At 63.5% G+C, this 20,148-nt stretch carries 15 protein-coding genes; 9 read left to right on the forward strand and 6 right to left on the reverse strand.

The features are described 5' to 3' along the window. Window positions 1-232: 232 nt before the first annotated feature. On the reverse strand, window positions 233-670 hold the full coding sequence (locus tag HWY05_RS09940; protein ID WP_244146595.1) for a hypothetical protein: 438 nt from the start codon (window positions 668-670) through the stop codon (window positions 233-235). Here HWY05_RS09940 and HWY05_RS09945 point away from each other — a divergent pair. The 3 genes from HWY05_RS09945 to HWY05_RS09955 are packed head-to-tail and all read left to right on the forward strand — an operon-like array spanning window position 576 to window position 6,713. Continuing rightward, complete coding sequence (locus HWY05_RS09945) at window positions 576-2,744, forward strand: hypothetical protein (RefSeq protein WP_244146588.1); 2,169 nt, start codon at window positions 576-578, stop codon at window positions 2,742-2,744. The genes HWY05_RS09940 and HWY05_RS09945 overlap by 95 nt on opposite strands. 55 nt (window positions 2,745-2,799) lie before the next feature. Further along, on the forward strand, window positions 2,800-4,266 hold the full coding sequence (locus tag HWY05_RS09950) for a flippase (RefSeq protein WP_035550169.1): 1,467 nt from the start codon (window positions 2,800-2,802) through the stop codon (window positions 4,264-4,266). Continuing rightward, entirely contained in the window at window positions 4,263-6,713 is a 2,451-nt protein-coding gene (locus HWY05_RS09955; RefSeq protein ID WP_035550167.1) for a glycosyltransferase family 4 protein, read from the forward strand. The genes HWY05_RS09950 and HWY05_RS09955 overlap by 4 nt, the downstream gene beginning before the upstream one ends. 228 nt (window positions 6,714-6,941) lie before the next feature. Here the strand turns inward: HWY05_RS09955 and HWY05_RS09960 are convergent, their stop codons facing one another. Beyond that, window positions 6,942-8,171, reverse strand: coding sequence for an acyltransferase (locus HWY05_RS09960; RefSeq protein ID WP_035550165.1), 1,230 nt, complete (start codon window positions 8,169-8,171; stop codon window positions 6,942-6,944). Between the two features lie 269 nt (window positions 8,172-8,440). Here HWY05_RS09960 and HWY05_RS09965 point away from each other — a divergent pair, with 269 nt between their 5' ends. After that, the gene (locus HWY05_RS09965; protein WP_176058197.1) at window positions 8,441-8,584 is read left to right on the forward strand and encodes a hypothetical protein; all 144 of its coding nucleotides are present in this window, start codon (window positions 8,441-8,443) and stop codon (window positions 8,582-8,584) included. A gap of 306 nt (window positions 8,585-8,890) precedes the next feature. After that, complete coding sequence (galU, locus tag HWY05_RS09970) at window positions 8,891-9,820, forward strand: UTP--glucose-1-phosphate uridylyltransferase GalU (protein ID WP_081935854.1); 930 nt, start codon at window positions 8,891-8,893, stop codon at window positions 9,818-9,820. 264 nt (window positions 9,821-10,084) lie between these two features. Here galU and HWY05_RS09975 read toward each other — a convergent pair whose 3' ends face one another. After that, window positions 10,085-12,256, reverse strand: coding sequence for a malate synthase G (locus tag HWY05_RS09975; RefSeq protein WP_176058198.1), 2,172 nt, complete (start codon window positions 12,254-12,256; stop codon window positions 10,085-10,087). Window positions 12,257-12,324: 68 nt separating this feature from the next. Continuing rightward, window positions 12,325-12,729: a heme-binding protein gene (locus HWY05_RS09980; RefSeq protein ID WP_035550161.1), complete on the reverse strand. Its 405-nt coding sequence runs from the start codon at window positions 12,727-12,729 to the stop codon at window positions 12,325-12,327. Window positions 12,730-13,014: 285 nt separating this feature from the next. Between HWY05_RS09980 and HWY05_RS09985 the strand changes: the two genes are divergently transcribed. Next, a complete protein-coding gene (locus HWY05_RS09985; RefSeq protein ID WP_035550158.1) occupies window positions 13,015-13,902 on the forward strand; it encodes an MOSC N-terminal beta barrel domain-containing protein in 888 nt (295 codons plus the stop codon). A gap of 42 nt (window positions 13,903-13,944) precedes the next feature. Here the strand turns inward: HWY05_RS09985 and HWY05_RS09990 are convergent, their stop codons facing one another. After that, window positions 13,945-14,325, reverse strand: a complete 381-nt coding sequence (locus HWY05_RS09990; protein ID WP_035550154.1) for a response regulator — start codon at window positions 14,323-14,325, stop codon at window positions 13,945-13,947. Window positions 14,326-14,467: 142 nt separating this feature from the next. Here HWY05_RS09990 and HWY05_RS09995 point away from each other — a divergent pair, with 142 nt between their 5' ends. After that, the gene (locus tag HWY05_RS09995; RefSeq protein ID WP_035550151.1) at window positions 14,468-15,676 is read left to right on the forward strand and encodes a GAF domain-containing sensor histidine kinase; all 1,209 of its coding nucleotides are present in this window, start codon (window positions 14,468-14,470) and stop codon (window positions 15,674-15,676) included. Here HWY05_RS09995 and cobA read toward each other — a convergent pair. After that, complete coding sequence (gene cobA / locus HWY05_RS10000; RefSeq protein WP_051980516.1) at window positions 15,673-16,446, reverse strand: uroporphyrinogen-III C-methyltransferase; 774 nt, start codon at window positions 16,444-16,446, stop codon at window positions 15,673-15,675. The genes HWY05_RS09995 and cobA overlap by 4 nt on opposite strands. 741 nt (window positions 16,447-17,187) lie before the next feature. On the opposite strand from cobA, the gene nirB reads away from it, so the two are divergent. Next, on the forward strand, window positions 17,188-19,734 hold the full coding sequence (gene nirB, locus HWY05_RS10005) for a nitrite reductase large subunit NirB (protein ID WP_176058199.1): 2,547 nt from the start codon (window positions 17,188-17,190) through the stop codon (window positions 19,732-19,734). Between the two features lie 41 nt (window positions 19,735-19,775). Then, a complete protein-coding gene (gene nirD / locus HWY05_RS10010) occupies window positions 19,776-20,129 on the forward strand; it encodes a nitrite reductase small subunit NirD (RefSeq protein WP_035550146.1) in 354 nt (117 codons plus the stop codon). Window positions 20,130-20,148: the final 19 nt, after the last annotated feature.

Consider the following 20,148-nt stretch of genomic DNA (forward strand, 5'->3'; position numbering starts at 1 on the left):
TGCAATTGATTCTAGGGAAAAGAAAATCGCGAAAAAACGGGAATGAATTGGATAAATGAATCAGTTTGCAACAGGGTGTTTCGTTATCCATTCGCAATGGATTTTTATGCTTGTGTTCAGGCCTGTCGCGCCGATGACGCAGCGCGTAATAAGTGCAGCCTGCCGTGCCATAGCATCGGTAAAGATGAATCGCAACGTGCGGATGAAGAGGTGCGGCGTGGTTAATTTCCGGTTAATCGATTTTTAAATCGATTTCTTTCAGGATGCTTGAAGCGTCGAATATTTTTGAATTATTTTCGATTTTCGTCGCGAGGTTTTTTCCGCGTAATGTGAGCCGTGCGGATTGGGTGGCGAGGGAAGGCGCGCGCGCCGCACGCGCATCCCGTTCACGGCGATCCGCCGCGTTGTCTTGCTCACGTTGTCCCGCTGTTTCGCTTGCGTGCCGGATGGCACGACCCGGTCTCACGTTCTTGTTCTGCTTCTTTCGATGCCCGCGCGGGCGTAGGTCCGCGCGCGGCGCCGCGCTGACTGGAGGAAATACCTTGCGCCGTTTCACGTTCAAAAGCTGGTTCGCTGTGCTCGCCTGTGCCACCGGTTTCGCCGCGGCATCGCTCAGCGTCACGGCCGGCGCGGAAACCGCGTTGAACGCGAAGACTTCATGGATCGGCAATACCTTCGGTTTCGGCGACGGCAGCTGGGCGCAGATCAACATCACCGCGATCGCAGTCGCGCCCGACGGCAAGGTCTATACGAACGCACCGTGGGACGAAAGCGGCGCCGAAGCGAGCGTTTATCAGAACGGCAAGATGCTCGGCTTCGCGGGCGGCACGCACGGCTGGGGCAATAGCGGCGGCAGCGCGATCGCGGTGAACCGCAAGTATGCGTTCGTCGCGATCGGCGTCGGCAACGAGAAGGGGCGGCTGGTCGAACAGGGCGTATGGCCGGAGAAGGGCAAGCAGTGGTTCGGCATCTCGCGGCGGCAGATCGCCGACCCGAAGCTCGCCGCGCCGTTCCAGCCCGCCGCGAAGGCCGCGGATCCGCACGCGCAACTGGCGGCCGGCTTCCTGGTGATGAACGAAGTGCCGACCGGCACGAGCGCGGAGATCGGCGGCCTGGCGGCGAACGACAGCACGCTCTACGCGGCGAACACCGCACGCGATCGCATCGAGGTCTATGACGCCGAATCGATGCAGCAGAAAACCACCTGGAGCGTGCACGAACCGGGCCGCCTTGCGCTCGCGCCCGACGGCACGCTGTGGGTCTTGAGTGGCACGCTTAACGATCGCGCGCCGCACGTCGAGCACTACACGCCGACGGGCAAGCGCATCGACGAGACGCTGACGTTGCCGGCCGACACGGTGGCCGTCGATATCGCGGTCGACGCGCAAGGCCGCCTGCTGATCGCTGACAACGGCCCGCGTCAGCAGGTGCTGTTCTTTAGCAAAAGCAATGGCCGCTATGCGGAGTCGGGCTCGCTCGGCGAGCGCGGCGGCATCTTCAGCGGCGTCGCCGGCAAACCCGGGCCGCAGCGTTTCAACGGACTCACCGGCGTGGGCGTGGACGCGCGCGGCAACGTCTACGTGTCGACCAACGGCATCGGGCCGCGCTACGACCCGACCGGCGCGGGTCTCGGCGCGACGCTCGAAAGCTATGCGCCGGACGGCAAGCGCAACTGGCAGGTGCAAGGGCTGCTGTTCGTCGACGGCGCGTGGATCGATCCGGCGCGCCCCGACAGTGTCTATACCGGCAACAAGCGTTTCGAACTCGATCTGTCGAAGCCCGCCGGGCAGGACTGGAAATATGCGGGCTTTCTGTCGAACCGTTTCAAGTATCCGGACGATCCGGTGTTTCACACCGATCAGTATCCGGGCCTGCCGATCGCCCGTCAGTTGAAGGGCCGCACGTTCCTGTATCTGACGGACATGTACGCGGACCATCTGAAGATCTATCGCTTCGATCCGCAGCACGACGGCGAGACGGCGATTCCGTCGGGCTTCATCGCCGGGCGTGAGCGCGCAGTCGCGAAAGTGCCGAATGCGCCGCCGGGCGGCGACTGGATCTGGCGCGATACGAACGGCGACGGCAAGTTCAACACCGACGAATTCACACTTAACACGAGCGGCACGAAGCTCGCGGGCGGTTGGGGCTGGTGGGTGGATAGCGCCGGCGATATCTGGCGCACGCGCGACAGCAAGGGCATTTACCGCTTCCGGTTCGGCGGTCTCGATGCGAAGGGCAACCCGGTCTACTCGTATTCGAACCTGACGCAGTACCCGGTGCCGCCGCCGTTCACGGAACTGCATCGCGCGATTTACGAACCGGCCACCGACACGATGTACGTGACCGGTTACACGGCGGACACACCGGTCGATCGCGGCTTCTGGAAGGAAGTGGGCCGCGTGCTGGTGCGCTACGACAAATGGTCGAGCGGCAATCCGGTGCAGCGCTATTCGATCACGCTGCCGTGGCAGACGCAGAGCAAACCCATCGCCACGATCATCGGCCTGACCGTCGAGGGGCAATACCTGTTCGGCGTCGAACCGGTCGGCGCGGTGCACGTGTGGGACAAGGACAGCGGCAAGGAAGTCGGCGTGATCCGGCCGGGCCCGGAAGTGGGCCGCGCGTCCGGCTGGGTCGACGTGCCCAACGGCATCAGCGCCGCGAAGCGCGCCGATGGCGAGTACCTCGTGTTCGTCGAAGAAGACGCGCGCGGCAAAGTCATGATGTACCGGTGGAAACCTTGAAGCACTCCGTGATTCAGGCGCGCTTCAGCAACCGCAGTCAAAACCAAGGCATCCGATGGACAAAGGCATTCTCAAGAACGTAGCGATCAATTTCTTCGGGCTGGTCCTGCCGACCTTCGTCTCGCTCGTGACCGTGCCGTCGTATATCAAGCTGCTCGGCGTCGAGCGCTACGGCGTGATCAGTCTCGTGTGGACACTGATCGGCTACTTCGGGATTCTCGATCTCGGCATGAGCATGGCCGCGCAGAATCACATCTCGAAGGCGCGGGCTTCCGGCGACAAGGACGAGTGCGTGCGCGTGTTCTGGAGCGCGACATGGCTCAACCTGGCGACCGGCGTGATCGGCGGCCTGATCATCTATTTCGGCGCGTTTCTGTACACCGCGTATTTCACCAAGGTGTCGCCCGAGTTGCAGCACGAGGTGTATATGGCGCTGCCGTGGCTCGCGGTGGCGATTCCGATTGCCAATGTCTCGTGGGTGTTCGCCGGCGCGATCAACGGCGCGGAGCGCTTCGGTGTGTACAACACCAATCAGACCATCGGTACGTTCCTGTTCCAGTTGCTGCCGCTGGGCGCCGCGCTGTGGCTTGGCGCGACCTTGCAGAACGTGCTGGCCGCCGCCGTATTCGCGCGGATTCTGGCCGCGCTGATGCTGGGCCGTTCCGCGCTGAAGGTGCTGGAAATTCGGCGCATTCGGGCGCCGCAATTCGGCGTCGCGAAGGGGCTGTTCAACTTCGGCGGCTGGATGCTGATTGCGAGCGTCACCACGATGGTCGCCGACTCGCTCGACCGCGTGATGCTCGGCACGAGTCTCGGCGCGCGCTTTGTTACGTATTACACGGTGCCGCAGAACCTCGTGACGCGGCTCAATATCGTGCCGACCGCGCTGGTGCGCACGCTGTTTCCGCGTTTGTCCGCCGTGGGTCGCGCCGACGCCGACGCCATCACGCAGCAGTCGCTCGAATTTCTCAATGGCGTGTTCACGCCGGTCGCGCTGGTCGCGATGCTGGTGCTCGATCCGTTCCTGCATCTGTGGGTCGGCAATGAGATCGCGACCGTGGCCGCGCCGGTGGGCCGGATCATGATCATCGCCGTGTGGCTCGTCGGGCAGGCGAATGTGACGCGGATTCTGATCCAGTCGCAGGTTCATCCGGCGACCGCCGCGCGGGTCGGTTTGTTCGAATTGCCCTTGTTTGCCGGGGCATTGTGGTTCGGCATCTCGCATTTCGGTCTGACCGGCGCGGCGGTGGCAGTGGCCGGCCGCGCGCTGTTCGACTACGCGGTGCTGCTGCATTTCGCCGCGATTCGCGCACGCCAGATCGCGCTCGACATGCTCGCCCATCTCGCGTTTCTGCTGGCCAGCCTGTGGCTCGCCAGCTTTCTGCCGGGTCTCGCGCTGGCGATCGTGGCCGGCCTGCTGATGGTCGGCGCGAATCTCGCCTGGTCGTTCACGATGACCCCCGCTTTGCGCGATCTTGCGCGTTCACTGCTGTTGCGACTGAATCCGAGGAAAAGCGCATGAACCACGAAGTCCTTGAAGACGAAGCCGTGCTGCGACCCGCGACGCGCAGCGCACTGGCCGAGCTCACCAGCGTGCCTGGCGTGCAGGCGCCGCCGCGCCGCGCCGCGTTGCGCGCCGATAAAACCGTGCGCGTGGCGATCGTGCACGACTGGCTCGTTACCTATGCGGGCGCCGAGAAGGTGCTCGAGCAGATCGTTGCGTGCTTTCCGGATGCGGATCTGTTCAGCCTGGTCGATTTTCTCGACGACCGCAGCTTTCTGCGCGGCAAGCGGGTGACGACCTCGTTCATCCAGAAACTGCCGCTCGCGCGCACCAAATACCGCACCTATCTGCCGCTGATGCCGCTCGCGATCGAACAACTCGATGTCTCCGCGTACGACGTGGTGATTTCGAGCAGCCACGCGGTGGCCAAGGGCATTCTGACCGGGCCCGACCAGGTGCATATCAGCTACGTGCATTCGCCGATCCGTTACGCGTGGGATTTGCAGCACCAGTATCTGCAGCAGTCGAAACTGACCAACGGGCCGAAGTCGGCCATGGCGCGGCTGATTCTGCATTACATCCGCAACTGGGATATCCGTACGTCGAACTCGGTGGATGGCTTTGTCGCCAACTCGGATTTCATCGCGCGGCGCATCAGGAAGGTTTATCAGCGCGACGCACAGGTGATCTTTCCGCCAGTGGACGTGGAAGCGTTTTCGCTCTGCACCGACAAGGAAGATTTCTATCTGACCGCCTCGCGGATGGTGCCGTACAAGAAGATCGACCTGATCGTCGAGGCGTTCGCGCGGATGCCCGAGCGCAAGCTGGTCGTGATCGGCGACGGTCCCGACATGCAGAAAATCCGCGCGAAAGCGGGGCCGAACGTGGAGATCATGGGCTACCAGCCGTTCAAGGTGCTGAAGGACCGCATGAGCCGCGCCAAGGCGTTCGTCTTTGCCGCCGAGGAGGACTTCGGTATCTCCGTGGTCGAGGCGCAGGCCTGCGGCACGCCGGTGATCGCCTACGGCAAGGGTGGCGCGCTCGAAACCGTGCGCGACGTGTCCGAGTCGCGGCCCACCGGCATGTTTTTTGACGAGCAGAATGTCGAGTCGATCATTGCGGCGCTCGAGCGTTTCGACGACCACGTGAAGCGTTTTTCGCCCGCGGACTGCCGTCATAACGCCGAGCAATTTTCCGCGGCGCATTTCCGCGAACGCTTCTTCTCGCATGTGCGCGCCGCGGTGCCGGCATTGCGCACCGCGACGCTGCCGCCGTACGTGCCGTACAAGGCGGAAGCCGCGGCCGGCGCGCCGCGCATTCTGGCCGTCGATCAAAGCGGCGTGCTCGGTGGCGCCGAGTTGTCGCTGCTGGAAATCGTCAAGGCGTTGCGCTCGCGGATCGAGGTCGTGCTGTTCGACGACGGCCCGTTCCGCACGGCGCTCGCCAAAGCCGGCGCGAGCGTCGAGGTGCTGGAAGCCGGCGCGTTGCGTAATGTGCGCAAACAGGGCGGTTCGCTGCCGAAGGGCCAGGCGCTGAAGGGGCTGCTCTCGCTCGTGCGCGCCACCGCGAAACGCGCGCGCAAGGTCGACGTGATCTACGCGAACACCCAGCGCGCGATGGTGATCGGCGCGCTCGCCGGCAAGCTCGCGCGGCGGCCGGTGGTGTGGCATCTGCGCGATATCGTCAGCCCCGAGCATTTCGGCGGCAAGCAACTGGCCATCATCAAGTGGTGCGCGCGGTTCGGTCTCGCGCACGTGATCGCCAATTCGGCGGCGTCGGCGCGCGCGTTCACCGAACTCACGCAGTTCGACGGGAAACGCGTCGACGTGGTGTTCAACGGCATTTCGGCCGCGCCGTTCGACGCGCTGCGCACGGTGCCGCAGGCCACGCTGCGCCAGCGGCTGAATCTGCCGCAGGACGCGTTTCTGGTCGGCTCGTTCAGCCGCCTCGCGCGCTGGAAAGGGCAGCACGTGCTGCTCGAAGCCATGGTGCTGAATCCGCAGATGCACGCGGTGCTGGTCGGCGCACCGCTGTTCGGCGAAGACCAGTACGAGATCGAATTGCACGCGTTCGTGGCCGCTCACAACCTCGGCGAGCGGGTGCATTTTCTCGGCTTCCAGCACGATATCGCGGCCTGCATGTGCGCGGTCGACGCGGTCGTTCATACGTCGATCACGCCGGAGCCGTTCGGCCGCGTGATCGTCGAAGGCATGCTCGCGCAGCGGCCGGTGGTGGCGGCGCGTGCGGGCGGCGTGCTGGAGATCGTCGACGACTATGAGAACGGCGTGCTGTGCACTCCCGGCGACGCGCACGGTCTCGCCGATACGCTCGCCGAACTGCGCTCGAACGACGAACTGCGCAACCGGCTGGTCAGGAACGGCTATCAGACGGCGCTGAGCCGTTTCGGCACGACAACCTATGTGGACGGTGTCGCGCGGATTCTGAAGGGCGTGGCGGGGCGGTAAAACGGTCCGGCGGCGGCTTTAAGTTCTGGCCTCAGTGTTTCCTGGGGCTTGGGACTTTCATGCCGCCGCCGGCAGTGACGGTTCCGGGAGCAAGTCTGTGAAGCGGGCTTTAAAGCGGTTTTGACGCGGGGGTGTAGGCAGGGGCTTGGCCGGTTCCTGTCGTTGGCGCAGCGGAGCGAAAGTCTCGGGACTTTCGCTCCGTTTTTTTCGCGTGGGATCGCGTGGAATTCAGGCCGGCGTCCCAGTCGCTTTTTTGGGTTTAAAACTCGCGGACCATTTCATGGCCGGCAACTCGACCAGCCGGTAGAACACATACGCGACCGGAATGGCCACCAGCATGTAGCCGAACGACGGCCAGATCGTCATTTGCAGCGACGAGCGGAACAGCAGCGACGACAGCAACACGAAGATCGGCAGATGAATCAGATACAGCGAGAAGCTGAAATCGCCTAAACGCGACAGCACGCGTGTGCCCCACGCATTGCCTTGGGTCGCGTTGCCGCGGTCCAGCGCCTGGTACAGATAGAACGCGAAGCCGATCGCCCAGAACTGGAACGCGCCGTACTGACCGAAATGGAACGCCGCGCAGCCCAACGCGATAAAGCCGGCTGCCAGCGCGTAGAGCCACACCGGAGAGCGCTTCTTCTGCGGCGTGCCGGAGGAGGCTTTGGCGTCGGCGATCCACGCGCCGAGCGTCCACGCGAACCAGTACGACGTGAAGAACTGGATATCGTGCCGTTCGAGCACATAGGCCGATACCACATTGACGACGGCGACCAGCGCCAGCACGTTGGTCATGCCGATCCGGCGACGCAGCGCGAACAGCAGCGGGTAGATCGCGTAGAACTGCACTTCGAGCGACAGTGTCCACAGTGCGCCGTTCGAGCCGTACGTCTTGCCGGCCACGCCTTGCAGTGAGAACAGATTGACGAGGAACGCCTGCAGGCCGATCTCGCGGATCTTGTGGCTGACGGGCGGCAACTGCAGGCTGAACCAGTCGAGCGCGAAGGTCAGCAGCAGCGCCGCGAGCAGCACCGGATAAATCCGCGCAAACCGGCGCACCCAGAAATTGCCCGCGTCGAGCCGGTAGGCCGGATTGGCGGCGAGCCGCAACGCGCCGCTGCGATGAATGCAGTAACCGCTAATCACGAAGAAAATCGGCACACCCGCCGAGCCCCATGCAATCGGAAAGGTCAGATACGCGGCCAGCGTATTCAGACTGAACGAATGCCCCGCATTCTGGTGAAACGCCTGCATGCCGACCCACTCGATCTGCCGGCAATGAAAATACGCGACCAGCAACGCGGCGAAACCCCGCATGGCGTCGATCACATGCTCCTTGCCGACGCTCGTGGCGCGTGCTTCGTCCTGCGCGCGCGCCACGCGGACGGCTCGTGGCGAAGAAGGCGGCAGATGCGGCAGGGATGAGCCGGCGGCATCGAGTGCGGGGTCGCTCATGCGCGGTCCTTGGTTTGAAGGAGGTGAAAGGTAAAAGGCAAAGGCGGGTGAAAGCGGACGGATGGGCGCATGCCGTGCACGCCCGCGGTGCGTTACATCGTAGTGCAGCGCGGCGGCAAAAAAATCGCTAAAAAATTGCGGAATGAATTGAATTGGGTAACGATTTTGTGACGAATTGTAATTGAGCATAAGCAGATGCGGCGCTGAATTATTTACTGCTTTTGTCATGCTAATTTAAGTCACGGATTCTCTTGACCCGAGGTGAAGTCATGAACCTGCATTTACTCGCCGGCATTGCCGTGCTGTTGCTCCTTGTCGCCGCCTCCGCTTACCGGGAAGCGCTGCGCAACGAGCCGATCCGCCGTTACCGGGTGACTTCGGGCAAGCTGCCCCAGCACGACGAGAACGAATGAAGTGCCCAATCCGGCGGGCCTCCGCGGCGCCGGGCGTCGCGTGACCCGACGCACGTCGCTGAACCGCGCAACTGAGCCTGACAAGTAAGATTTTCGGACTTTCGGAAAAATAATTCGATTGAGATACGTAATTGTTGCTGGCCGTTTATCACGATGCGGCATATCGAAATTCAATCCAATTATTTATTCGGGGCGAGAAAATTTTCACGTATGAACCCGTTTGATTTTTTTGCTAGTCTTGCCGGCGGCATCGATTGGCCGCCGGGCCCGCGAACACTCTAATTTCTAACCGATGGAATGCCTACCATGCTGAAAGTCACCAAAGCCGTGTTTCCCGTAGCGGGCCTCGGGACACGATTCCTGCCGGCTACCAAGGCAAGTCCGAAAGAAATGCTGCCGGTCGTCGACAAGCCGCTGATTCAGTACGCGGTGGAAGAAGCGGTTGCGGCCGGAATCACCGAGATGATCTTCGTAACCGGCCGCAGCAAGCGCGCGATCGAAGACCATTTCGACAAGTCGTACGAGATCGAAGCCGAACTCGAAGCGCGCAACAAGCAGAAGCTGCTGGATCTCGTACGCAGCATCAAGCCCGCCAACGTCGACTGTTTCTATGTGCGTCAGGCTGAAGCGCTCGGTCTGGGCCACGCGGTGCTGTGCGCCGAGAAACTGGTGGGCGAGAGCCCGTTCGCCGTGATTCTGGCCGACGACCTGCTGCACAGTTCGAAGCCGGTAATGAGCCAACTGGTCGATACGTTCAACCACTATCACAGCTCGGTGATCGGCGTCGAAACCATTGCGCGCGAAGACAGCCGCTCGTATGGCGTGGTGGATGGCCGCGAGTGGGAAGACAACGTGATCAAGATGTCGGGCATCGTCGAAAAGCCGGCGCCGGACAAGGCGCCGTCGAATCTCGGCGTGGTGGGGCGCTACGTGCTGATGCCGACCATCTTCAAGCATATCCGCGCGCTGAAGCCGGGCGCAGGCGGTGAGCTGCAATTGACCGACGCGGTGCAGTCGCTGCTGACCGAAGAGCAGGTGCTCGCGTATCGCTACTTCGGCACGCGTTTCGATTGCGGCAGCAAGCTGGGCTATCTGAAGGCGACGGTGGAATTCGCGCTGCGCCATCCGGAAGTGAAAGAGGAATTCGAGGCGTATCTGCAGGCTTATATGCAGGGTAAAGGGCAGATCAATGGCCAGGCCGGCACGGCGACGCAATACACGGCCGAAGCGGCTTGAGGATTTGAACGGTCGAGGGCTCCGATGAGCCCCAAGGCGGAGCCGGCGATCGGCGCGAGTTGAACAGGGCGTACCAGGCGCGACTCGTGTCGATTGGGAAACGGCGGCCGCTGCAAACGCATCACGCAGAAGCAACGCGCAGCAGCACCGCGCACATTAAAACGGGCACCGCTTTACGTGGCGCCCGTCTTTTTTTGCGCGGTTCGAACGTCGTGATCAAAAGCCGTTCAAGCCATTCAAGCCGCGCTGAAGGCAGAAAACCGCTCAGCCTTTCTTCACTTCCAGCCGGAACTTATGCAGCAACGGTTCCGTATAGCCGCTCGGCTGCTGACGTCCTTCGAACACCAGCGCCTGCGCGGCCTTGAACGCGATCGTGTCGAAGCCCGGCGCCATGGGCAGGTAATGCGGGTCGCCGGCATTCTGCTCGTCGACCACCTTCGCCATGCGCCTGAACGTCTCCTCGACCAGTTCACGCTTCACCACGCCGTGATACAGCCAGTTGGCGATATGCTGGCTCGAAATGCGCAGCGTGGCGCGGTCTTCCATCAGGCCGACGTTGTGAATGTCCGGCACCTTCGAACAGCCCACGCCCTGATCGATCCAGCGCACCACGTAACCGAGAATGCCCTGCACGTTGTTGTCGATCTCGCTGCGGATTTCGTCGTCGCTCCACTTCGCCGTTTCGACGACCGGAATCGTCAGCAGGCCGTCGAGCAGTTCGTCGCGCACCTGTGCGTAATCCGTGCGCTCCAGTTGCTGCTGGACCGCTTGCACGTCGACCTGGTGATAGTGCAACGCATGCAGCGTGGCGGCGGTCGGCGAGGGCACCCAGGCGGTGTTGGCGCCGGCCTTCGGATGCGCGATCTTCTGTTCGAGCATGGCGTGCATCAGATCGGGCATGGCCCACATGCCCTTGCCGATCTGCGAGCGGCCACGCAGGCCCGCGCTCAAACCGACCAGCACGTTGCTGCGCTCGTACGCGGCGATCCATGCGCTCGACTTCATGTCGCCCTTGCGCATCATCGGACCCGCTTCCATCGCCGAGTGCATCTCGTCGCCGGTACGGTCGAGGAAACCGGTGTTGATGAACGCGACACGCTCCGACGCTTCGGCGATACAGGCGAGCAGGTTCACGCTGGTGCGGCGCTCCTCGTCCATGATGCCCATCTTGATCGTATTGCGCGGCAGCTTCAGCAGGTCTTCCACCCGCGCGAACAGCTCGCTTGCGAACGCGACTTCGGCCGGGCCGTGCATCTTCGGCTTGACGATATAGATCGAACCGGTGCGCGAATTCAGTTGCTGCTTGCGGTCGTGCAACGCGCACAGCGTGGTGATCACGGCGTCGAGAATGCCTTCCGGAATCTCCGCGCCGTCTTTCGTGAGCACGGCCGGATTCGTCATCAAATGACCGACGTTGCGGATGAACAGCAGCGAGCGGCCATGCAGCACCACCGGCGCCGTACCGTTCGCGGCAACGTACACGCGATCCGCGTTCAGACGGCGCGTGAAGGTCTTGCCGTTCTTCGTGACTTCTTCGGTCAGCTCGCCGTTCATCAGGCCGAGCCAGTTGCGATAAAGCAGGACCTTGTCGTCCGCATCCACCGCCGCGACCGAGTCTTCGCAGTCGATGATCGTGCTCACCGCCGCTTCGACCACCACGTCTTTCACGTGCGCGGAATCGGTCTTGCCGATCGAGTCGTTCGCGTCGATCTGGATCTCGAAGTGCAGGCCGTTGTGCTTGAGCAGCACCGCCGACGGCGCGCTCTCTTCGCCCTGATAGCCGATGAACTGCGCCGGCGTTTTCAGTTCGCCGGTGCCGTTCTTCAGCGTGACGACCAGCTTGCCGCCTTCGACGCTATAGCGGGTCGCGTCGGCATGCGAGCCGTTCGCGAGCGGCGCGGCCTGATCGAGGAATTCGCGTGCATAGGCGATCACCGCGGCGCCGCGCACCGGGTTGAAGGCCTGCTGTTTTTCCGCGCCGTTCGTTTCGGGAATCGCGTCGGTGCCGTACAGCGCGTCGTACAGGCTGCCCCAGCGCGCGTTCGCCGCGTTCAGCGCGTAGCGCTGATTCGACAGCGGCACCACCAGTTGCGGGCCGGCCTGTTCGGCGATTTCGGTGTCCACGTGGTCGGTCGTGGCTTTGACGCTGGCGGGCATGGGCACGATATAGCCAATGCCTTCGAGAAACGCGCGATACGCACGCAGATCGCGCACCGGGCCCGGATTGGCGCGATGCCAGCCGTCGAGTTCGGTTTGCAGGCGGTCACGCTCGGCCAGCAGCGCACGGTTTTTGGGCGCCAGCTCGTGCACGAGGGCGTCGAAACCCGACCAGAAAGCTGCGCTGTCGATTCCGGTGCCGGGCAGGGCTTCGGTTTCGACGAACTGGTCGAGGTTGGCGGCGACCTGCAGTCCGCCGCGCGGGTTCATCTGAGTCATCGACTGCTCCATCTGTCTGAATGGGGCCGATGAGGGGGCATCGGCCCGCGTTGAGCTACAACTGCGGTTTAAACGGCCAGCGCCTGAATGCCGGCTTTGGCGATCTGTGCATCCTGATCGGACTTGACGCCCGACACGCCGACCGCGCCGATCACGTGGCCTTCGACGATCACCGGCACGCCGCCTTCCAGGGTGCCCAGCAACGGCGCGCTCAGGAACGCGGTGCGGCCGTTGTTGATCATGTCTTCGTATACCTTGGTTTCACGGCGGCCGATCGCCGAAGTGCGGGCCTTTTCCGTCGCGATGTACGAACTGGCCGGCGCGCTGCCGTCCAGCCGCAGCATGCCCAACTGGTGGCCGCCATCGTCGACCACCACGATTGCGACGGCCCACTGATGCTTCTCGGCCTCGGCGCGAGCGGCCTCGAGGATGCGGGTCGTTTCAGCGACGGTCAACACGGGTTTGCTCAGCATAATGAATTTCCTGTCTCGGGTTATGGTAAGGATGCTTCTATAAATTCAATCCAGTGACGCTTTGACGCTAAGCGAGGGCCGTCGCGCAGCCCGGTGATTTTACGTCCAAGCGCGGTTCGAACAAACCGCTGCATGACGCATGCCGGCTATCGGTGATGCGGCGAAGGCGGTTCGAAGCGGACGCGCCGTCCTGCCGGGCCTTACAATCGAGCTTCAAAGACCAGCTTCAAAGCTGAGCTTCAAAGACCAACCACCTGAGCGCCGCCCCACGCGCCGACCCACACCATGCCGACCATCAGCGAGCTTTTCGTCTATCCGATCAAATCCTGTGCGGGCATCGCATTGAGCGAAGCGCGCCTGCTTGCCACCGGGCTCGAATACGATCGGTGCTGGATCGTCGTCGACCCGGCCGGCGCGATGCTCACGCAGCGTGCGTATCCGCGCATGGCGCTGATCAAGGTCGAACTCGGCGACACGGAGCTCGTGATTCGCGCGCCCGGCATGAGCGAATTGCGCACGCCGCTCGACGCCGCGCGGCTCGATGCGCCGCGTAAAGTGCAGACCCAGGTCTGGCGGGACGCGGCCTATGGTCTCGACACCGGCGAGGCCAGCGCGGCCTGGTTCTCCACGTTTCTCGGCGTGCCGGCGCGGCTGCTGCGTTTCGATCCCGAGCACGAGCGTACCGTCGATCCGGATTACACCGGGAGCACCGGCGGCGCCAACACGTTATTCGCCGATGGTTTTCCGCTGCTGGTGGTCGGCCAGGCGTCGCTCGACGATCTGAACACGCGGCTGCAACGCAAGGGCGCGCCGTCGATTCCGATCGACCGGTTCCGCCCGAACGTCGTGCTGACGGGGCTCGACGCATACGAGGAAGACTACGTGGAGACGTTGAGCGTCGATGCCGGCGACGCGGCTGATGGGGTCGCCGCGGTGCAACTGCAATTGGTGAAGACCTGCGCGCGCTGTCCGATGCCGACCGTCGACCAGGCGACGGGCGCACCCGATCCGGACTGGCCGGACGAGCCGACCGACACGATGAGCACGTACCGGGCGAATCCGCAGCGCAACGGTGCGTTGACGTTCGGCAATAACGCGCTCGTGGCGAGCGGCGCCGGCGCGTGGTTGCGGGTGGGGCAGACGGTCGAGGCGGAGTTGGGCTTCGGCGATTGAAACGCCGCTTGAAACGCTGCTCAAACCACGCCTAACCCCCGCTCAATGCCGCCTCGATCCGTTCAACGCGGCGAGAATCACCGGCATCGGAACGGGTTTGACGAAATGGTGATTGAAGCCCGAACGTAGTGATTCACTGCGTTCCTCGGCGCGTTGGAGTCCGCTGACCGCGACCAGGGTCGGCGCCGGCACATCGCCGACGGAGCGGATCCGGCGCGCCACCGCGCGCCCGTCGAGGCGCGGCATCTCGACGTCGAGCAGCGCGGCGGCCGGATGCCAGGCGCAATACTGCGCCAGCGCGTCGAGCCCGTTGCGGGCGGTGCGGATGTCGAAACCCTGGGCGCTGAAATAGAGCGTGTAGGCGGCCAGCAGATCGGGGTCGTCGTCGGCGATCAGCAGGCGAGCCGTTTCCTGAGTAAACATCGGCTTCCCCTATGAATATTCCTGGTATGTGTATTCCTGGTAGTGAGCAATTTGAAGTCCCGATAGAATTATTGCGCGACGTTTTTTCGTTTTCCGGCCCGCTCTCAGGCCCTCCGCGCAAAACATCCAGCACCATTTATTTATGACGAATCTACCGCTCGGCAATAGCGAAGACGCGCAAATCGCGCGCGACATCGAGGCGGTCCAGCGTATCGGCGCTGTGCCCGCGATCCTGCGCCTGATCTGCAAAAACACGGGGATGGGCTTCGCCGCCGTGGCCCGGGTCTCTGAGCGTAGCTGGACCGCCTGCGCGGTGCAGGACGAAGTGAATTTCGGCCTGATGGCGGGCGGTCAGCTCGAACTGCAGACCACGCTGTGTTTCGAGTCGCGCGCGGCGCGGGCCACCATCGTGATCGACAATTTCGGCAAGGACCCGGTTTATCACGGCCATCACACGGCGCGAATCTACCAGCTGGGCAGTTATATTTCCGTGCCGATCATTCTTCCCGACGGCAGCTATTTCGGTAATCTCTGCGCGATCGACCCGAATCCGGCCGAGGTCTCGAACCCGCGCACGCTGAGCATGTTCGAAGGATTCGCGGACCTCATAGCGATGCAGCTCGTGACCGAAGGGCGTCACGAAGCCGCGCAAACGGCCCTGATTCGCGAGCGGGAAACCGCCAGCCTGCGTGAGCAGTTCATCGCCGTGCTCGGCCACGATCTGCGCAATCCGCTGTCGGCGGTCAGCGCGACCGCCGAACTGCTGTCGTTACGCAAGAACGAGCCCGATCTCGTGAAAATCGGCCAGCGCCTGAAATCTTCCACGTTGCGCATGGCGCGTTTGATCGACGACGTGATGGACTTCGCGCGTGGCCGGCTTGGCTCGGGCATCGGCGTGTCGATCGACGAGGTCGACGATCTGGCCGGCGCGCTGCGGGCGGTGGTCGCGGAAGTGCGCGAGGCCAACCCGCAGCGTCTGCTCGCCGACGACATCGCGATTACCACGCCGGTGCGCTGCGACCGCACGCGCGTGCAGCAGTTGCTGTCGAATCTGCTCGGCAATGCGGTGACGCACGGCGACGCGGAGTTTCCGGTGCGGGTGCAGGCGCGCATCGAGCGCGCAGAGCTGGTGCTGACGGTGATCAACGGCGGCAACGAAATCGCCGCGGACGTGTTGAGCAAAGTGTTCGAGCCTTATTGGCGGCCGCCCACCAGCAAGCCCGGCGGCGGGCTGGGGCTGGGCTTGTATATCTGCAAGCAGATCGTTTCCGCGCACGGCGGCACGATGGAAGTCCGGTCGTCGGCGCAAGAGGGCACGTGTTTCGTAGCGCGCTTGCCGACCGGCGTTTAAGCGTATCGGGCGGCAAGGTCGGGGAATCGACTCATGCCGTCAAGACGGAATGCTTCGCTCTCGCCAATCGCATCGCCCACCAGAATCACCGCGGGGCTGCCGAAGCCGGCGCTCGCGGCATCGGCGGCCAGGCGGTCGAGCTGAGTCGCGAGGCGCCGTTCGTCGGCGCCACCCGCCCATTGCACGACAGCCGCCGGCGTATCGGCCGGCAGATTCGCGAGCAACGCGGCGGCAAGACTTTCGATGCGTCGCATCCCCATATAGATCGCCAGCGTGGTGCGTGTGGCGGCGAGCGCGGCCCAGTCCGGCTCGTCGTGATTCTCCGTGTGAGCGGTGACGAAGCTCACGCCGTGGCAATGGCGCCGATGCGTGAGCGAAATGCCCAGCGCCGCCGCGGCCGCGAAGCCCGACGAAATCCCGTTGACGATCTCCACGGTAATCCCCGCCTCGCGCAGCACCGCGATCTCTTCACCCGCGCGCCCGAACAGCAGCGCCTCGCCGCCTTTCACCCGCACCACGTGCAAGCCTTTGAGCGCGTAGCGCCGCATCAGCCGCTCGATAAACGCCTGCGGTGTCGAGCGGCAGCCGCCGCGCTTGCCGACGCGAATCACGCGCGCTTGCGGTGCAAGGGTCACGATCTCGGGATTCGCGAGATCGTCGAGCAGCACGACGTCGGCGGATGCGAGCGCTTTCGCCGCCCGCAGCGTCAGCAGGTCGAGGTCGCCGGGTCCCGCGCTCAATAGCGTGACCTTGCCGGGGTTCGTGTTCATCGCGATGTTCCTGGTGGTTCGTGGTGGTTCGTTTCGTGATGCGTGCAGGCGGCCGGTAGTCGCACCGTCGGCGTAAAAAAAAGCGTCCGCACGTGATTATCACGAGCGGACGCCGTTGTCCGTTGCTTTCTGATTTCGCTTCTGGCGAAAACCGCTTCTGGTGAAAACGAAACACCGCGCTGTGTTTCGTTCGAGGCCAATGCGGTGCTTCATGCCATGCATGTCATGCGCTCGTTCGGGCCGCGTTGCCGGAACGGTTCAACGGTGACTGATGCAAGGACTACGCCACGCATGGGCACTGCGGGTTCGAAGTCACGCCACGCGTCGCCGGCCGCTTCATCAATGCAGCGTTGACGTTCCCCTTCGTTAGCCGGGCGCCGCACGCGTACAGTGCTGCGTCGCACCATCCCTGTGCTTTACTGCATCAAAACGCATCGCGCCGGTAGCTTGCCGCACGCGCGTGCCATTCCCGTTCAAGCCCCGCGCCACGGCCTCGCCGCGTGCAATTCATCGCGTTGGCACGGCCTTTGCATAATGCCGTGCCATCGGATCAACGTGGATCCGTCGCGAGCGCAACACAAAGTGCTCGCCGCAGCACAGGTCAGGACAACGGCGTCCCCCGGATTCAGTCATCGACTGGATTCGCGGGACGCCGTTTTCGTTTCCGGAAGCGTTTTTCGCTGTTGTCGCGCGGCGGCGTACGGAACCCAGCAAGCCCAGCACATTGAGGACACCGCGGTCATGAAAATCATCGTTATCGGTCACGGGATGGTCGGCCACAAACTGGTTGAATGCCTGGCGCAAGATGCCGCGCACGGGCTCGACATCACCGTGCTGTGCGAAGAGTCGCGGCCGGCCTACGACCGCGTGCATCTGTCGGCGTTCTTCGCGGGCAAGAGCGCGGACGATCTGTCGCTGGTCGAGCCGGGTTTCTTCGAACGGCAGAACGTGCTGCTCAAGCTGAACGCGAAAGCGGTCGCGATCGATCGCGCCGCGCGCACCGTGACGGTCTCGACGGGCGAGACCTTGCCCTATGACAAGCTGGTGTTCGCCACCGGCTCGGTTCCGTTCGTGCCGCCGGTGGCGGGCCGCGAGCGCGCCGACTGCTTCGTGTACCGCACTATCGACGATCTCGAAGCGATGCAGGAATGTGGCGCGCGCTCGACTACGGGTACGGTGGTGGGCGGCGGGCTGCTCGGTCTCGAATGCGCGAAGGCGCTGCGCGATATGGGCCTGCAAACGCATGTGGTGGAATTCGCGCCGCGTCTGATGGCGGTGCAGGTCGACGACGGCGGCGGCCGCGTGCTGCGCACCAAAATCGAAGAACTCGGCGTGACGGTGCACACGCAGAAGAACACCACGGCGATCGTGGATGGCGAAGCCGGCACGCACCGCATGCAGTTCGCCGACGGCAGCCATCTCGACACCGACATGATCGTGTTCTCCGCGGGCATCCGTCCGCGCGACGACCTGGCGCGCGAAAGCGGCCTGACGCTCGGCGCGCGCGGCGGCATCGTGATCGACAACGCGTGCCGCACCAGCGACCCGCACATCTACGCGATCGGCGAGTGCGCGTTATGGAACGGCCAGTTGTTCGGCCTCGTCGCACCGGGCTACGAAATGGCGCGCGCGGTGGCGAAACAGTTGCAGGGCGAAACGACCGGGGCCGAATTCGCCGGCGCCGACATGAGCACCAAACTGAAGCTGATGGGCGTCGACGTGGCGAGTATCGGCGACGCGCACGGCAACACGCCGGGCAGTCGCGCCTATCAGTTCAGCGACGAACGCAAGCAGGTCTACAAGAAGCTGGTGGTCTCCGAATGCGGCAAGTATCTGCTGGGCGGCGTGATGGTCGGCGACGCGAGCGAATACGGCACGCTGTTGCAGATGATGTTGAACCGCATCGAGCTGCCGGAGGCGCCTGAATTCCTGATCCTGCCGCAAGCCGACGGCACCGCCAAACCGGCGCTCGGCGTCGACGCGTTGCCCGACGCCGCGCAGATCTGCTCGTGCAACAACGTATCGAAGGGCGCGTTGTGCGCGGCGGTCGGTGCGGGCGCAACCGATATCGGCGCGCTCAAGTGCGCGACCGGCGCGGGCACCTCGTGCGGCGGCTGCGTGCCGCTCGTCACGCAGGTGATGAAGGCCGAGATGAAAAAGCAGGGGCTCGCGGTCAACAACCATCTGTGCGAGCACTTTCCGTTTTCGCGCCAGGAGTTGTATCACCTCGTGCGGATGGGCGAAGTGCGCAGCTTCGGCGAATTGCTCGCGAGGCAAGGGCATGGTCTCGGTTGCGATATCTGCAAGCCGGCGGCGGCGAGCATTCTCGCGTCGTGCTGGAACGAGTTCGTGCTGAAGAAAGAGCACGCGCCGCTGCAGGACACCAACGATTACTACCTCGCCAATATCCAGCGCGACGGCACGTACTCGGTCGTGCCGCGCATGGCGGGCGGCGAAGTGACGCCCGACGGCTTGATCGCCGTCGGCCAGGTCGCGAAGAAATACGGGCTGTACACGAAGATCACCGGCGGTCAGCGGGTCGATCTGTTCGGCGCGCGCGTCGAGCAATTGCCGCTCATCTGGGAAGAACTGATCGCCGCCGGTTTCGAATCCGGTCATGCGTACGGCAAGTCGCTGCGCACGGTGAAGTCGTGCGTCGGCTCGACGTGGTGCCGCTATGGCGTCGGCGATTCGGTCGGGCTCGCGGTCGAAATCGAGAACCGCTACAAGGGTCTGCGTACGCCGCACAAGATCAAGTTCGGCGTGTCGGGCTGCACCCGCGAATGCGCGGAAGCACAGGGCAAGGACGTCGGCATCATCGCGACCGAAAAGGGCTGGAATCTCTACGTGTGCGGCAACGGCGGCATGAAGCCGCGCCATGCCGAACTGCTCGCGTCGGATCTGGATAAAGATACGTTGGTGCGTTACATCGACCGTTTTCTGATGTTCTACGTGCGCACGGCCGACCGTCTGCAACGCACCAGCGTGTGGCGCGACAACCTCGAAGGCGGACTCGCGTATCTGATCGACGTGGTCGTCCACGATCGTCTTGGCGTGGCCGCCGAACTCGAAGCGGACCTGCAGCACGTGGTCGATACGTACGAATGCGAATGGAAGAAGGCCGTGACCGATCCGGAAACGCGCAAGCGCTTCCGTCACTTCGTCAACAGCAGCGAGCCGGACCGCAACGTGACGTTCGTCGAAGAGCGCGGCCAGATCCGGCCGGCCACGCCCGCTGAACGGCAAACCCGGCTGGCGGCGATTCCGGTCGTCGTCGAAACCGTCTGATCCCATTCACGCGTGTTGCGTTATTTACCGAGGACTTCGCCATGAACCAAGACCGTGTGCCGCGTGTCTGGCAGCCCGTTTGCCCGCTCGATGAAATCGTCCCCAACACGGGCGTCTGCGCGCTCGTCAACGGCGAGCAGGTGGCCGTATTTCACGTGCACGACAGTCATGCACACGCCACCGTCTACGCGATCGAGAACTTCGATCCGGGCTCGCAGGCGGCGGTGCTGTCGCGCGGACTGATCGGCAGTCTCGGCGAACGCGTCGTGGTCGCTTCGCCGATCTACAAGCATCACTTCGATCTGCGTACCGGCGAGTGCCTGGAAACGCCCGCGTATTCCGTCAGCGCGTTCGATACGCGCGTGGAAAACGGTCAGGTGTGGGTCGCCGTTTGATCGCCCGCTAACTGTATTG

The sequence above is a fragment of the Paraburkholderia sp. BCC1876 genome (assembly GCF_902833695.1).
Classification (GTDB): domain Bacteria; phylum Pseudomonadota; class Gammaproteobacteria; order Burkholderiales; family Burkholderiaceae; genus Paraburkholderia.

What these genes read in the sequence shown, in the direction of transcription:
- HWY05_RS09975 (WP_176058198.1), bottom strand. Translation starts at nt 12,256, where the DNA reads ATGACTCAGATGAACCCGCGCGGCGGACTGCAGGTCGCCGCCAACCTC.
- HWY05_RS09950 (WP_035550169.1), top strand. Translation starts at nt 2,800, where the DNA reads ATGGACAAAGGCATTCTCAAGAACGTAGCGATCAATTTCTTCGGGCTG.
- HWY05_RS09985 (WP_035550158.1), top strand. Translation starts at nt 13,015, where the DNA reads ATGCCGACCATCAGCGAGCTTTTCGTCTATCCGATCAAATCCTGTGCG.
- HWY05_RS09960 (WP_035550165.1), bottom strand. Translation starts at nt 8,171, where the DNA reads ATGAGCGACCCCGCACTCGATGCCGCCGGCTCATCCCTGCCGCATCTG.
- HWY05_RS09980 (WP_035550161.1), bottom strand. Translation starts at nt 12,729, where the DNA reads ATGCTGAGCAAACCCGTGTTGACCGTCGCTGAAACGACCCGCATCCTC.
- nirB (WP_176058199.1), top strand. Translation starts at nt 17,188, where the DNA reads ATGAAAATCATCGTTATCGGTCACGGGATGGTCGGCCACAAACTGGTT.
- cobA (WP_051980516.1), bottom strand. Translation starts at nt 16,446, where the DNA reads ATGAACACGAACCCCGGCAAGGTCACGCTATTGAGCGCGGGACCCGGC.
- HWY05_RS09990 (WP_035550154.1), bottom strand. Translation starts at nt 14,325, where the DNA reads ATGTTTACTCAGGAAACGGCTCGCCTGCTGATCGCCGACGACGACCCC.
- HWY05_RS09995 (WP_035550151.1), top strand. Translation starts at nt 14,468, where the DNA reads ATGACGAATCTACCGCTCGGCAATAGCGAAGACGCGCAAATCGCGCGC.
- galU (WP_081935854.1), top strand. Translation starts at nt 8,891, where the DNA reads ATGCTGAAAGTCACCAAAGCCGTGTTTCCCGTAGCGGGCCTCGGGACA.
- HWY05_RS09955 (WP_035550167.1), top strand. Translation starts at nt 4,263, where the DNA reads ATGAACCACGAAGTCCTTGAAGACGAAGCCGTGCTGCGACCCGCGACG.
- nirD (WP_035550146.1), top strand. Translation starts at nt 19,776, where the DNA reads ATGAACCAAGACCGTGTGCCGCGTGTCTGGCAGCCCGTTTGCCCGCTC.
- HWY05_RS09965 (WP_176058197.1), top strand. Translation starts at nt 8,441, where the DNA reads ATGAACCTGCATTTACTCGCCGGCATTGCCGTGCTGTTGCTCCTTGTC.